This is a genomic window from Streptomyces pinistramenti, from assembly GCF_020564935.1.
GTDB classification, from domain to species: Bacteria; Actinomycetota; Actinomycetes; order Streptomycetales; family Streptomycetaceae; genus Streptomyces; species Streptomyces pinistramenti.
Map to the genome: position 1 here is coordinate 56,976 of NZ_JAJCXB010000024.1, position 14,078 is coordinate 71,053.

9 protein-coding genes are annotated in these 14,078 nt (G+C 73.2%); 1 reads left to right on the plus strand and 8 read right to left on the minus strand.

The features are described 5' to 3' along the window. Positions 1 to 7 precede the first annotated feature (7 nt). From LIU39_RS18425 to LIU39_RS18455, 7 genes are all read right to left on the minus strand, one after another. Complete coding sequence (locus LIU39_RS18425; protein WP_227047848.1) at positions 8 to 853, minus strand: GNAT family N-acetyltransferase; 846 nt, start codon at positions 851 to 853, stop codon at positions 8 to 10. Positions 854 to 1,024: 171 nt separating this feature from the next. Beyond that, positions 1,025 to 2,182, minus strand: coding sequence for a flavodoxin-dependent (E)-4-hydroxy-3-methylbut-2-enyl-diphosphate synthase (gene ispG, locus LIU39_RS18430; protein ID WP_227047849.1), 1,158 nt, complete (start codon positions 2,180 to 2,182; stop codon positions 1,025 to 1,027). 186 nt (positions 2,183 to 2,368) lie between these two features. Beyond that, entirely contained in the window at positions 2,369 to 3,673 is a 1,305-nt protein-coding gene (locus tag LIU39_RS18435; protein WP_227047850.1) for a M50 family metallopeptidase, read from the minus strand. Then, positions 3,670 to 4,944 (minus strand): 1-deoxy-D-xylulose-5-phosphate reductoisomerase, encoded by a 1,275-nt coding sequence (dxr, locus tag LIU39_RS18440; RefSeq protein WP_227047851.1) that lies wholly within the window; start codon positions 4,942 to 4,944, stop codon positions 3,670 to 3,672. The genes LIU39_RS18435 and dxr overlap by 4 nt, the downstream gene beginning before the upstream one ends. A 189-nt stretch (positions 4,945 to 5,133) precedes the next feature. Beyond that, positions 5,134 to 7,068, minus strand: coding sequence for an acyl-CoA dehydrogenase family protein (locus tag LIU39_RS18445; protein ID WP_227047852.1), 1,935 nt, complete (start codon positions 7,066 to 7,068; stop codon positions 5,134 to 5,136). Between the two features lie 582 nt (positions 7,069 to 7,650). Continuing rightward, the gene (locus LIU39_RS18450) at positions 7,651 to 9,108 is read right to left on the minus strand and encodes an aldehyde dehydrogenase family protein (RefSeq protein ID WP_227047853.1); all 1,458 of its coding nucleotides are present in this window, start codon (positions 9,106 to 9,108) and stop codon (positions 7,651 to 7,653) included. 199 nt (positions 9,109 to 9,307) lie between these two features. Then, positions 9,308 to 10,954: a PucR family transcriptional regulator gene (locus LIU39_RS18455; protein ID WP_227047854.1), complete on the minus strand. Its 1,647-nt coding sequence runs from the start codon at positions 10,952 to 10,954 to the stop codon at positions 9,308 to 9,310. A 269-nt stretch (positions 10,955 to 11,223) separates the two neighbouring features. Here LIU39_RS18455 and LIU39_RS18460 point away from each other — a divergent pair, with 269 nt between their 5' ends. Then, complete coding sequence (locus tag LIU39_RS18460; protein ID WP_227047855.1) at positions 11,224 to 11,640, plus strand: tautomerase family protein; 417 nt, start codon at positions 11,224 to 11,226, stop codon at positions 11,638 to 11,640. Positions 11,641 to 11,677: 37 nt separating this feature from the next. On the opposite strand, the gene LIU39_RS18465 is transcribed toward LIU39_RS18460, so the two are convergent. Next, positions 11,678 to 13,852: an ATP-binding protein gene (locus LIU39_RS18465; RefSeq protein WP_227047856.1), complete on the minus strand. Its 2,175-nt coding sequence runs from the start codon at positions 13,850 to 13,852 to the stop codon at positions 11,678 to 11,680. Positions 13,853 to 14,078: the final 226 nt, after the last annotated feature.

Here is a 14,078-nt window from a genome sequence, read left to right on the forward strand (position 1 = left end):
CGCGGGGTCAGAACAGCACGCTCATGAAGGCTCCGACCTCCTGGAAGCCGACCCTGCGGTAGGCGGCGCGGGCCGCGGTGTTGAAGTCGTTGACGTAGAGGCTGGCGAGGGGCGCGACGTCGTGGAGCGCGTAGCGCAGGACGGCGGCCATGCCGGTCTCGGAGAGGCCCTCGCCGCGGTGTGCGGGGTCGACCCAGACGCCCTGGATCTGGCAGGCGCGCGGGGTGGCGGCGCCGATCTCGGCCTTGAAGACGACCTTGCCGTCCTCGATGCGGGCGAAGGAGCGGCCGGCGCCGACGAGTTCGGCGATGCGGGCCTGGTAGAGGAGGCCGCCGTCGCCGGCCATCGGGGAGATGCCGACCTCTTCGGTGAACATGGCCACGCACGCGGGCATGATCACGTCCATCTCGTTCTTGCGGATCCGCCGTACGTACGGGTCGGGGGCGACATCGGCGGAAGGCGAGGCGGTGACCATGAGCGGCTGCCGGTCGCGGACTTCGCGGGCCGGGCCCCAGGAGGGCTCCAGGAGCGACCACAGTTCGGCGGTGGGGCCTGCGGGGCCGACGATGGAGGAGCAGCGGCGGCCCTGGCGGCGGGCGCGTTCGGCGAAGCCGCGGACGGCTTCGGACGTGGCGCAGACGGGGACGAGGTTGGCGCCTGCGTAGCAGAGGGATTCCAGCCGTCCGCCGACGTACCAGCCCCACATCTCGCCGCCGAGCCGCCAGGGGTCGAGCCCGGCGACCTGGACGCGGGCGGCGACGAAGGCGTTGGCGACCGGGTCGCGGTCCAGGACCGCGAGGGCGTCATCGAGCTCCCCGGGCTCCAGAACCTTGATGGTGGTGGTCGTCAGCACGTGTCGGAAAGCCTCACCGGTGCGGGCCTGGGAGGCCAGGCAAGAGCAGGTCTTGGCACTTTACCTCCCGCCACGGGGAGGTTCCTATGGGGCTGCACATGAGCCCCGCCACCCGGTGCGGGGTGACGGGGCTCGGGCGCGGTGGGCGCCGTGCGGTGCGGGTGCCGCGGGTCAGCCGGCGGCGGTGACGACGGGCTCGCCGGACATCACGCCGTCCTTCTCCATCTGCTCGGCGATCTTCAGCGCCTCTTCGATGAGGGTCTCGACGATCTTCGACTCGGGGACGGTCTTGATGACCTCGCCCTTGACGAAGATCTGGCCCTTGCCGTTGCCGGACGCGACACCGAGGTCGGCCTCGCGGGCCTCGCCCGGACCGTTGACGACGCAGCCCATGACGGCGACGCGCAGCGGCACCTCCATGCCCTCAAGGCCCGCGGTGACCTCGTCGGCGAGCTTGTAGACGTCCACCTGGGCGCGGCCGCAGGACGGGCAGGAGACGATCTCCAGGCGGCGGGGCTTGAGGTTGAGGGACTCCAGGATCTGGAGGCCGACCTTGACCTCTTCGGCGGGCGGCGCGGAGAGCGAGACGCGGATGGTGTCGCCGATGCCCTCGGAGAGCAGTGCGCCGAAGGCGACCGCGGACTTGATGGTGCCCTGGAAGGCGGGGCCCGCCTCCGTGACGCCGAGGTGCAGCGGGTAGTCGCTCTGGGCGGCGAGCTGGCGGTAGGCGTTGACCATCACGACCGGGTCGTTGTGCTTGACCGAGATCTTGATGTCGCGGAAGCCGTGCTCCTCGAAGAGCGAGGCTTCCCACAGCGCGGACTCGACCAGCGCCTCGGGGGTGGCCTTGCCGTACTTGGCGAGCAGCCGCGCGTCCAGCGAGCCGGCGTTGACGCCGATCCGGATGGGCGTACCGGCCGCGGAGGCCGCCTTGGCGATCTCCTTGACCTTGTCGTCGAACTGCTTGATGTTGCCGGGGTTGACCCGGACCGCGGCGCAGCCGGCGTCGATCGCGGCGAAGACGTACTTGGGCTGGAAGTGGATGTCCGCGATCACCGGGATCTGGGACTTCCGGGCGATCACGGGCAGCGCGTCGGCGTCGTCCTGGGTCGGGCAGGCGACGCGGACGATCTGGCAGCCGGAGGCGGTCAGCTCGGCGATCTGCTGCAGCGTCGCGCCGATGTCGGAGGTCCGCGTGGTGGTCATCGACTGCACCGAGACCGGTGCGTCTCCGCCCACGGCGACCGTGCCGACCTGGATCTTGCGGCTGACCCTGCGGTCGGCAAGCTTGGTCGGTACGTCCGGCATTCCCAGTGAAATGGCAGTCATCTGGCGAGCAACCCCAAGGTGTGGATCTAGGTCCCGAATTCGGCGGGCTCCGGCCTCCGAGATTACGGCACCGGGGTTCCCCGAGGCACATCGTGCCCCTGCGTCACGGGGCATGTCGGCGGCCGGATGCCCCCGCCACGGTCCGCGGTGCATCCGGCCGTCCCTGGCCCGACCTGCTGCTTTGCGTTATCCGGTGAGAGTGACGGGGTTGACGACGTCGGCGACGAGGACCAGCAGCGTGAAGCAGATGAACACACCTGCGACGACGTAGGCGACCGGCATCAGCTTGGCGACGTCGAACGGCCCGGGGTCCGGCCGGCGGACGACCTTGGCGAAGGCCCGGCGGATCGACTCCCACAGGGCGCCCGCGATGTGCCCGCCGTCCAGGGGGAGCAGCGGGAGCATGTTGAACAGGAACAGCGAGAGGTTGAAGCCCGCGACCAGGAAGAGCATCGTGGCGACGCGCTGCTCCGGGGGGATGTTGAGCGAGAAGACCTCGCCGCCGACGCGTGCGGCGCCGACGACGCCCATCGGGGAGTCCTGCTTGCGCTCGGCGCCGTTGAACGCCGCGTTCCACAGGTCCGGGACCTTGGCGGGCAGGTTGACGAGGGATTCGACGCCCTGCTCGACCATGCTGCCCATGCGGTCGACGGACTGTCCGAAGGACTGCTGGACCACGCCGCTGGCCGGGGTGAAGCCGAGGAATCCGGCGGTGACGTACTCGCCGGCGACGTAGCCGCCGCGGCCGTCGGTCTTGGCGACCTTGTTCTTGATGAGGTCGGCGTGCAGGGTGCGGCGGGCGCCGTGCCGCTCGACGACGAGGGTGGCGGGTCCGGTGGTGACGCGGATCTGCTCCTGGAGGGTGTCCCAGTCGGGGATGGCGTGGCCGTTGAAGGTGACGATGCGGTCGCCGGCCCGCAGACCCGCGGCCTTGGCCGGGGAGTCCTTGGCCTTGGCGGGGCACTTGTCGGTCTTCGCCGAGGCCGAAACGACGCAGTCCTGCACCGTGCCGACCTGGGTGGTCACGGTGTTGATACCGAAGCCCATCAGCACGCTCATGAAGATCACGACCGCGAGGACGAGGTTCATGAACGGTCCGGCGAACATCACGATGACGCGCTTCCACGGCTTGCGCGTGTAGAACAGCCGCTTCTCGTCGCCCTCCTGGAGCTCTTCGAAGGCGGCGGACCTGGCGTCCTCGATCATGCCGCGCCAGGGTGAGGTGGAGCGGGCCTGGAGCTTGCCGTCGTCACCCGGCGGGAACATGCCGATCATGCGGATGTAGCCGCCGAGCGGGACGGCCTTGATGCCGTACTCGGTGTCGCCCTTCCGGCGGGAGAAGATCGTCGGCCCGAAGCCCACCATGTACTGCGGCACGCGGATGCCGAACATCTTGGCCGTGGAGAGGTGGCCGAGTTCGTGCCAGGCGATGGAGAACAGCAGGCCGACGACGAAGACGACTATGCCGAGGATGGTCATCCAGGTCGTCATGCGCGAGCCTCCGAAGGTGTACGGGCCGCACGGGCGGCCAGTTCGCGGGCGCGGGCGCGCGCCCAGGTCTCCGCCTCCAGGACGTCCGCGACCGTCAGGGAAGTTCCCCGTTCGGGCGTCGCGTGCTCGGCGACCACTTCGGCGACCGTATCCACAATCCCTGTGAACGGCAGCCCGCCGTGGAGGAAGGCGTCGACGCATTCCTCGTTCGCGGCGTTGAAGACGGCCGGTGCGGTGCCGCCGAGGCCGCCGACGTGGCAGGCCAGCGGGACGGAGGGGAACGCCTTCTCGTCGAGCGGGAAGAACTCCCAGGTCGCGGCCTTCGTCCAGTCCACGCCCGGTGCGGCGTCGGGGACGCGCTGCGGCCAGCCGATGCCCAGCGCGATCGGCATCCGCATGTCGGGCGGGCCGGCCTGGGCGAGGGTGGAGCCGTCGGTGAATTCCACCATCGAGTGGATGAAGGACTGGGGATGGACGACGACCTCGATGCGGTCGAACGGGACGTCGAACAGCAGATGCGCCTCGATGACTTCGAGGCCCTTGTTGACGAGGGTCGACGAGTTGATCGTGACAACAGGTCCCATGGACCAGGTGGGGTGGGCCAGGGCCTGTTCGGGTGTGACGTCGGCGAGTTCGCTCCTGGTGCGGCCGCGGAACGGGCCGCCGGACGCGGTGACGACGAGCTTGCGGACCTCCTCGCGGGCGCCGCCGGTCAGGGCCTGGAACAGCGCGGAGTGCTCGGAGTCGACGGGGACGATCTGGCCGGGCGCGGCGGCGGCCTTGACCAGCGGGCCGCCGGCGATCAGCGACTCCTTGTTGGCGAGGGCGAGCACCCGGCCGGCGTGGAGGGCGGCGAGCGTGGGGGCGAGGCCGATGGAGCCGGTGATGCCGTTGAGGACGGTGTGGCAGGGGGAGGCGGCGAGGTCGGTGGCCGCGTCGGGGCCGGCGAGGATTTCGGGCAGCGGCTCCCCGGCGCCGTAGTGCGCCGCGAGCGCCTCGCGCAGCGCGGGCACGGTTTCCTGCCGGGCCACGGCGACGGCGCGTACCCGCAGCTGGTGCGCCTGCTCGGCGAGCAGTTCCACCCGGCCGCCGGCCGCGGAGAGCGCGGTCACCCGGAAGCGGTCGGGATTGCGCTGCACGATGTCGATCGCCTGGGTGCCGATGGAGCCGGTCGAGCCGAGGATCACGATGTCGCGGGGGCCCTGCTGCGTTCCGGGGTCGGCGGGAGCCGGTGTGAAACGCAGGTGCGGGTGGGCGAGGGAGTCCGTCATGCGGTCCATTGTGGCCGGTCGCCGGGGCGTCGTGGGCACCGCGTCGGCGAGCGGGTGCACGCAAGCGGCGCACGGACCGGCGCGCAGCGGCTCCGGGCGCTCCGGGACGGGCCGTGGGCGTCCCGTACGGCGGGTGTCCTGGGCGCCCGTACGGGGCGGGCGGGCCGCCCCGTACGGCGCGGGGCGCGGCTACGTGGTTCCGGGCCCGCGGATGGTGCGGTGGACGTTTTCCTTGGTGCTCGGGCCCGGGGTGGCGTCCGCGATCCACGGGCCGTCGCCGCTGGGGTCGACGACTCCCTCCTCCAGCCAGCGGTACCGGCCGGCGAGGACGCCGGAGACGAGTCTGCGGTCGGGTGCGTCGGTGTTGTCCCAGAGCCGCCCGAACAGTTCGTCGACGCGGATCCTGGCCTGGCGGCAGAAGGTGTCGGCCAGTTGGTGGGCCTCGCGGCCGTGGCCGCCGGCCAGGCGCAGGTGCTCGGCGCGTACGCAGGCGGCGCTCATGGCGAAGAGTTCCGCGCCGATGTCGACGACCCGGCCCAGGAAGCCCTGCTTGGTCTCCATCCGGCCCTGCCAGCGCGACATGGCGTAGAAGGTGGCGCGTGCCAGCTTCCGGCAGGACCGCTCGACGTACCGCAGATGCCCGGCGAGGGCACCGAACTCCTCATAGGCGTACGGGAGTTGGCCGGGACCTGCGACGAGGCGGGGTAGCCAGCGGGCGTAGAAGCGGCCGGCGTTCGCCGCGGCCCTGCCCTTGTCGCCGAGGCTCTTCTCGGGGTCGATGAGGTCGCCGGCGACGGAGAGGTGTGCGTCGACGGCCTCGCGGGCGATCAGCAGGTGCATGATCTCGGTGGAGCCCTCGAAGATGCGGTTGATGCGCAGGTCACGCAGCAACTGCTCGGCGGGGACCGCGCGTTCGCCGCGGGCGGCCAGCGAGGCGGCGGTCTCGAAGCCGCGGCCGCCGCGGATCTGCACCAGCTCGTCGGCCATCCGCCAGCCCATCTCGGAGCCGTAGAGCTTGGCGAGCGCCGCCTCGATGCGGATGTCGTTGCGGTTCTCGTCGGCCATCTGGGCGGAGAGGTCGACCACCGCTTCGAGGGCGAAGGTGGTGGCGGCGATGAAGGAGATCTTGGCGCCGACGGCCTCGTGCTCGGCGATCGGCCTGCCCCACTGCTCGCGGGCGGCCGACCACTCCCGGGCGATTTTCAGGCACCACTTGCCGGAGCCCACGCACATCGCGGGCAGCGAGAGCCGTCCGGTGTTGAGCGTGGTCAGCGCGATCTTGAGGCCTGCGCCTTCGGGGCCGATGCGCTGCGCGGCCGGCACCCGCACCCCGTGGAAACGGGTGACGCCGTTCTCCAGGCCGCGCAGGCCCATGAAGGCGTTGCGCTGCTCGACGGTGATGCCGGGCGAGGTGGCCTCGACGACGAAGGCGGTGATGCCGCCCTTGTGGCCGGAAGTCGCCGGTACCCGCGCCATCACCACCAGGAGGTCGGCGACCACGCCGTTGGTGGTCCACAGCTTCACGCCGTCCAGGACGTATCCGTCGCCGTCGGGGACGGCGGTGGTCGCCAGGCGGGCCGGGTCCGAGCCGACGTCCGGCTCGGTGAGCAGGAACGCGGAGATGTCGGTGCGGGCGCAGCGCGGCAGGAAGGTGTCCTTCTGCTCCTGGGAGCCGAAGATCTTCAGGGGCTGCGGGACGCCGATCGACTGGTGTGCGGAGAGCAGCGCGCCGACGGCGGGGCTGGCGGAGCCGATCAGGGAGAGGGCCTTGTTGTAGTAGACCTGGGTGAGGCCGAGGCCGCCGTATTTCGTGTCGATCTTCATGCCGAGCGCGCCGATTTCCTTGAGGCCGTTGACGGTCTCGTCGGGGATCCGGCCCTCGCGTTCGATCCGCGCTCCGTCGATCCGGGTCTCGCAGAACGTGCGCAGGGCGGCCAGGAAGGTCTCGCCGCGCCGTACGTCCTCGGCTGCGGGGCTGGGGTGCGGGTGGATCAGGTCGAGCCGGAAGCGTCCCAGGAACAGTTCCTTGGCGAAGCTGGGCTTGCGCCAGTCCTGCTCACGGGCCGCCTCCGCGACCTGGCGTGCCTCACGCTCGGAGGCGTTGCGGGTGGTCGGAGCGGTCATCACAAGCTCACCTCGCCGCGGGGATGTCGGCCGACCCGGCGGGCCGGTCGGCCGCCGGACAGTGCTACTTGTGAGGGTTACCCCAATTGCATGGGTTGCACCAGTGCTGGCGGGACGCCGGGACCGTCCCGGAAGGGCTGCGGTCCCGGTGAGGCCGGTGCGGCAAGGGAACGGGGGGCGTTGCGCCGGTGAGACGGCGGGCGCGGGACGCCGGGCGTCCGGTTTGGGTGCCGTACGGCCGGTCCGTCCCCTCCCCGCCTACCACGCGGGTTGTACACGCATGTGCGCCTCCTCCTTGCGGGCAGGGGCGCGGGTCCGCCTCAGCTACGACGAAGCGGTGCGCGGGCGGCCGTACGGTCGAGATCTGGCGGGGCCACGGGGGGCCACCGACGCCAGGGGGCCGCGGCGCGCTCCGGAACAGGGTGCCGGAGCGCGCCGCGGCCGGGGCCGGTCCCGGGACGGACCGGCGGGCCTGGAGGTGACGGCCTCGGGGGCGGCCGCTGTGCTGTCCACCGGTCCAGGCCGGTCCGGGCGTACGCGCGGACGTACGCGGCGGGCCGCGGTGTCAGCGGCCCGGGTGTCTCACAGGTCCAGGCCGGTCAGGACCAGGACCCGCTCGTAGGTGTAGTCGTCCATCGCGTAGCGGACGCCCTCGCGGCCCACGCCGGAGAGCTTGGCGCCGCCGTACGGCATCTGGTCGGCGCGGTAGGACGGCACGTCGCCGATGATCACGCCGCCCACCTCCAGCGCACGGTGCGCGCGGAACGCGGCCTGCACGTCGCGGGTGAACACCCCTGCCTGGAGGCCGTACTTGGAGTCGTTCACGGCGGCGAAGGCGGCCTCCTCGCCGTCGGCCCTGGTGATCGAGAGCACCGGTCCGAAGACCTCTTCGCAGGCGAGCGTGGTGTCGGCGGGCAGTTCGGCGAGCACGGTCGGCGTGTACGAGGCGCCGTCGCGCTTGCCGCCGGTGAGCAGCTCGGCGCCGGCCTGCACGGCCTCGTCGACCCAGCTCTCCACGCGCTGCGCGGCGGCCTCGCTGACCAGCGGGCCGACCTCGGTCGCGTCGTCGGACGGGTCGCCGGTGACCTGCGCCTCGACGGCCGCCACGATCTTGGGCACCAGGCGGTCGTAGACGTGGGCGTCGGCGATGACCCGCTGCACCGAGATGCAGGACTGGCCGCCCTGGTAGTTGGAGAAGGTTGCGATGCGCTGCGCCGCCCAGTCCAGGTCGGCGTCGGATGCGAAGTCCCGCAGGACGACGGCCGCGCCGTTGCCGCCCAGCTCCAGGGTGCAGTGCTTGCGCGGCACCGAGTCCAGGATGCCGTAGCCGACCTTCTCGGATCCGGTGAAGGAGATGACCGGCAGCCGCTCGTCCTGGACCAGCGCCGCCATCTTGTCGTTGGGCACCGGGAGGATCGACCAGGACCCTGCGGGCAGGTCGGTCTCGGCGAGGAGTTCGCCGAGGATCAGGCCGGAGAGCGGGGTGGCCGGGGCCGGCTTGAGGAAGATCGGGACGCCGGCGGCGAGGGCCGGGGCGATCTTGTGGGCGCAGAGGTTCAGCGGGAAGTTGAACGGGGCGATGCCCAGGACCGTGCCGCGCGGGAAGCGGCGGGTCAGGGCGAGGCGGCCGGCGCCGCCCGCGTCGGTGTCCAGGCGCTGCGCCTCGCCGCCGTTGAAGCGGCGGGCCTCCTCGGCCGCGAAGCGGAAGACCGAGACCGCCCGGCCGACCTCGCCGCGGGCCCACTTCATGGGCTTGCCGTTCTCTGCGGAGATCAGCCGGGCGATCTCCTCGGTGCGCTCCACCAGCCGCCGCTCGACGTGCGCGAGGGCGGCGGCACGGACGTGCGCGGGGGTGGCGGCGAACTCGTCCTGAACGGCGACGGAGGCGGCGACGGCCTCCTCCACCTGGGCCTCGGTGGGGACGCTCACCGTGCCGACGAGACGTCCGTCCCAGGGGGAGGTGACGTCGAAGGTGGTGTCGCCGGTGGCCTGCCGGCCGGCGACCCAAAAGGCGGTGGGGGCTGCAGCATTGTTCGGCACAGTGGATCCCGGCCCTTCCGAAGTGGTGGGGTGGCGCGCGCGGCTCGTGGAGCGGCTCCGCGTTGTCGACTCTGCCCACCGTAGGGGCGCAGGGCCGCTGTGGCGTTTGTCCGAAGCGGCGAAATCGCCTCGCGTGTCCCTCCGCGGTGGACGGGGCGCGAGTCCGGGGGCGCGGGCGGCGGCCGACGGAGTGGACCGCTCAGCCGCCGGAGGGGCCCGCGGTCGCCTTGAGGGCCAGCCACAGTTCCATCCGGACGTCCGCGTCGTCCAGTGAGCGGCCCAGGATCTCCTCCACCCGCCGCATCCGGTAGCGCAGCGTGTGCCGGTGCACGCCGAGGTCGGCGGCGGCCGCGTCCCACTGGCCGTGCCGGGACAGCCAGGCGCGGAGCGAGGCCACCAGGTCGCCGCGGCCGGTCGCGTCGTGCTCGCGCAGGGCGCGCAGCAGCCCGTCGGCGAAGGCGCGCACCGCGTCGTCGGCGAGCAGCGGCAGGACGGATCCGGCGGCCACGTCCTCGTGCTCGATCAGCGCGCGGCCGCGGCGGCGGGCGACGGACTGGGCCTGTTCGGCCTGGCGGTGCGCGGTGGCGGTGGCCGCGGGTCCGGTCGGCGCGGAGAGCCCGATGGCCAGACCCTCGCCGCCCCGGGCCGCCGCGGTGCGCGCCGGGGGGCCGCCGCGGGTCTTCGGCCGCTGTGCCAGCCGGTCGTCGGTGGCCGCCGCGTAGCGGGCGCAGGCCGCGGCCGCCGCGCCGCCGTCGGTGACCAGGGCCGTCAGCCGGTCGTCCTCGGGGACGGCGAGGACGGCTTCGCCGGTGCGGGCGGCGGCCGAGTCCATGGCGTCGGCGAGTCCTTCCAGGAGGACGGAGGGCGCCCGTCCCGGCAGCGCAGGGGCGTCGTCCGCGGCGACGGCCTCGGCCACCACGACCCGGAACGGCGCGTCCAGCAGCCCTCCGTAGAGGCGCCCGGCGACCGCCCGCGCGTGGTCGGGCTCGCCGGCCAGCAGCATCTTGAGTACCGCGGACCCGAGCCGCGCCTCGGCGTCCTGGAGGGCGCGGGACCGTTCGGTGGTGAGGGTGAGCAGGGCGACGGCGGAGTGCACGGCGTAGCGCTCGGCGGTGCCCAGGGGTGCGCCGGTGCCGACGGCGAGGACGCCGCGGGCCCGCCGTCCGGTGCCCAGCGACTGGAGTTCGACGCGGTCGTCTCCGTCGGCGGCGCTGACCACGGCGCTGGCGGGGGCGGGCCGCTCGCGCAGCCGGGCGACGTCGCCCGTGAGCCGGGCGGCGCGGCGGGCGGCCCAGTCGGGGGCGGCGGCCAGTACGGCGCCCGACGCGTCGTAGAGGGCGGCCCAGCCGTCGAGGTGGGCGGCGAGCCTGGCCAGCAGCTCGGCGGGCCCTTCGGCGCTCAGCGCGGCCCGGGTCAGCTCCCGCTGCGCCGCGAATCCGGCGGTCACCGCGCGGTACTGGTCGGCGGCGACGGCTGCCGACACCGCCTTGCTGATCGCGATGAACGGCGTCCTGCGGGGCACGCCGAGCAGCGGCAGCCCGGCCGCCCGCGCCGCCGCTACGAGCGCCGGGGGCACGTCCTCGTAGTTGACGCCGACGGCGAAGCCCAGACCGATCACCCCGGCCTGCGCGACCCGCCGTACGTAGCTGCGGGCGGTCGCCTCGTCCTCGGCGTCCAGTTTGAGCGCGGTGATCAGCAGCAGTTCGCCGCCCTCCATGTAGGGCACCGGGTCGATCAGTTCGCTGGCGTGCGCCCAGCGCACCGGCACGTCGAGGGACTCCTCACCGGCGAGCACGGTCAGCTTGAGCGCGGTGTGGTTGACCAGGGAGGCGAGGGTGTGCGGCATGGGACCTTCGGTTGCGGCGTCGGTGCAGGGGCGCGGCGGTCGCCGTCGGGATGCTGCGCCGTCCCGTAGGAACGGCTGCTGTCGATTCTGCCTCAGCGGCGGATTCGGCGGCAGTCGTGGAACGGACGTTGACGACCGGCCCCGGGCCCGCGCCGGACGGCCCTCGGGGGAGGAACGCCAAGCGCCTGTACCTACTGGTATGTACGATCACGGCACATGCCACTGCAGCACGCCCCTGATGCCACCACCCCGCAAGGAGGAGCACCGACATGCCCTTCGTCCGTATCGACGCCCTGGGAACGGGCCGGGACCGGCTCGACGCGCTCGGCCGCGCCGTGCACCAGGCCCTGACCGAGACGATGCGCTTCCCGCCCGACGACCTCTTCCAGGTCCTGACCGGCCACGACGGCACCCACAGCACGCTGCGCTACGACGACCACCTCGGCATCCACCGGGACGACGGCATCGTGTTCGTCGCGATCACGATGCGCTCCGGCCGCCCGCCCGCACAGAAGCGGGCGCTGTACCGGCGGATCGCCGAACTCGCCCACACCTACGCGGGAACGGAGCCGCGGAACGTGCTCGTCACCGTGACCGAGAACGCGTCGGCCGACTGGTCGTTCGGCCACGGGGTGGCGCAGTACGCGCCGTCCGATGCGGCCGGGACACCGCCGGCGGCGCACTGAGGTGCGGCCGCGGCGCGGGCCGGACCGCGCCCGCCGGTCACTTCCCGAGGTCCACCAGCACCGGCGGCGCGTGCTCGCCCCGTACCGACGTCACCGACAGCACCGCATGGCCGGGCGGGACCGCGTTGGCGAGATCGGACGCGGACCAGCGTTCGCGTTCGACGGTGCGGACGGTGACGGCCTTGGCGGTGGCGGCCTTGCCCGTGACCAGCTGCCGGAACATGTGGAACGCCTTGCCCGCGGCGCTGACCGCAATGATCTGACGGTCGGTCACATCACGGGTCTCCACCCACTCCTTGCCCCACACCTCGGCGAACCTGGCGCCGTCCCAGGTCGTCACACCGGCGAAGGCCATCCGGCAGCCGACCGCGCCGAGCAGCGCGCTGCGCAGCCCCTCCGGCACGTCGTCCAGCGCGCGCAGGGTCAGCACCACACCGGCGTTGGCCGAACGCAGCCGCTGGAGGCCGCGCAGCGCCTCGGTGGTGATGGTGTGGGCGGCCTCGTCGAGCACCAGGCAGGCGAAGAGCGATCGGTCGGCACGGGCCACGGCGCACTCGGTGAACTGGGCGAGGATCAGCCGGGCGAGGATCCCCGACGCCTCGGCGTGGCCGCGCTCGGGCAGTTCGATCCGGACCCGCAGCGGGTGGTCGACGGCGCGCAGCGAGACCTGGCGGGTGCGTCCCGTGGGGTCGAAGAACCCGGCGAAGGCGGGCCGGTCCAGCAGCGCGATCCGGTCGGCGAGCAGCACGCCGACATCGCCCGCCCGCTCCGACTGCCGGGTGCGGGCGTCCAGTTCGCGCAGCAGCGCCGACGCGCCCGCGGCCTCCAGGGCGGCGCGCAGGGCGGCCGTCGGCTCCGGTGCGCCGTCCAGGAGTTCGCGCAGTTCCGGGACGGAGGGGAAACGGTCGTGGGCGGTGCGGAAGGGGCCGAGGAGCTGCCCCAGTGCGGTGGCGCCGCGCCGCTGGTGGTCGGGCAGGTCGCCGACCAGGGCCTCGGCCAGTATGCCGGCCGCTTCGTCCGGGTCGGTGGTGCCGCCGTACAGGTCGAGGTCGCTGTCCTGGCCGGTGCGGCCGATCCGTACCACCACGTCGAAGGCGTCGTCCGGGCCGAGGTCGGCGCCGGCCGGGCCCACGGCGACGACGGCGCACTGTCCGGCGAGCGCCTGGAGGCACATCGACTCCACGACGGGCTTGAGCACCCGGCTGGTCTTGCCGCTGCCGGACGGGCCGACGGCCAGCAGCGAGGTGCCCAACAGGCGGGGTTCCAGGGCGAGTCCGGCGCCGCGGTGCTGCGGCGGGTTGCGCGGGTGGTCGGGTGCGACGCCGATCCGTACCTGGTGGGCCAGGAGGTCGTGGTGCGCGGTCCTGCCGGGCAGGTCGCGGCGTCCCGAGGGGTGCGCGCAGGCGGCGCCGCCGTGCCGCAGGACGGTGTCGGTGAAGGAGGCGAGCGGGTTGGTGCCGGACCGCACCGAGCGCCAGGCACGCTCGATCCGGGCGACGTCGACGTCGTTCATCCGGCCCGCGCGGGCCTCGGCGGCCAGCTTGTCGGCGGCGTCCGGGGCGCCGGCAGCGCGCAGTTCGGGCCATTGGGCGCGGTCGGCGGCCGGTTCGGGCGCAGCGGCCGGGGCGCGCTCGCGCAGGCGGGCGACGAGCGGGCCGCCCAGCCTGCGGGCCAGCTCCCGCCAGCGGCCGAGACGGCCGAAGACAAACACCATGAGGGCCAGGAACAGGCCGTAGTACAGGTAGGTGGCCCAGGCGAACGCGACGGTGTCGCCGCCGGCCGTCCGCCAGGAGTCCGGGGTGAGCAGCAGCAGCGGCCACAGCCAGTAGCTGCCGAGGTAGTTGTTCCAGAGCAGCGACCAGAGCAGCCAGCCGCACAGGAGCGAGATCACCGCGCCGCTGACCAGCTGTCGCAGCGGGGCGCGTTCGGGGTCGACGGCGGCCTTCGGTCGGTGGCCGTACGTCCAGATGCCGGGGGCCGCGGCCGGGCGGGGGGTGCGCAGCCAGCGCAGCACCGGTGGCTCGGCGGTCTCCGGCCCTCCGGCGGCGGGTCCTGCGGCCGGCGGGGCCGCGGGGGGCGGGGGGATCGCGGGGGGCCCGGCGGGTGCCGCGGGGGGTGCCGCGGGGCGCGGCACGGTCGGTTCGGCTCGGTGCGCTCCGTGCGGTGGCGGCGAAGCGGTGTGCGGTGCGTCGTGCGTGCCCTCGGTGTCCATCCGGTGCCCCTTGTCCCCCTATATGACCTGCGTCGTTGACGGCGTGTGTCCGCCGGGGTGCGGCCCGCCGCCGCTCAATCTACTGGCCGCGCGCCCTCGCTATGTCCGGTGCGGACAACGCAACACGCACACTTCTCCCGAACGGAACATGCCAGACCCGGCCACCCGCCCCTAGCCTGCGAGAACAGACCTTCCGTACGTCGCCTTTCACCCCCAGGAGACTGCC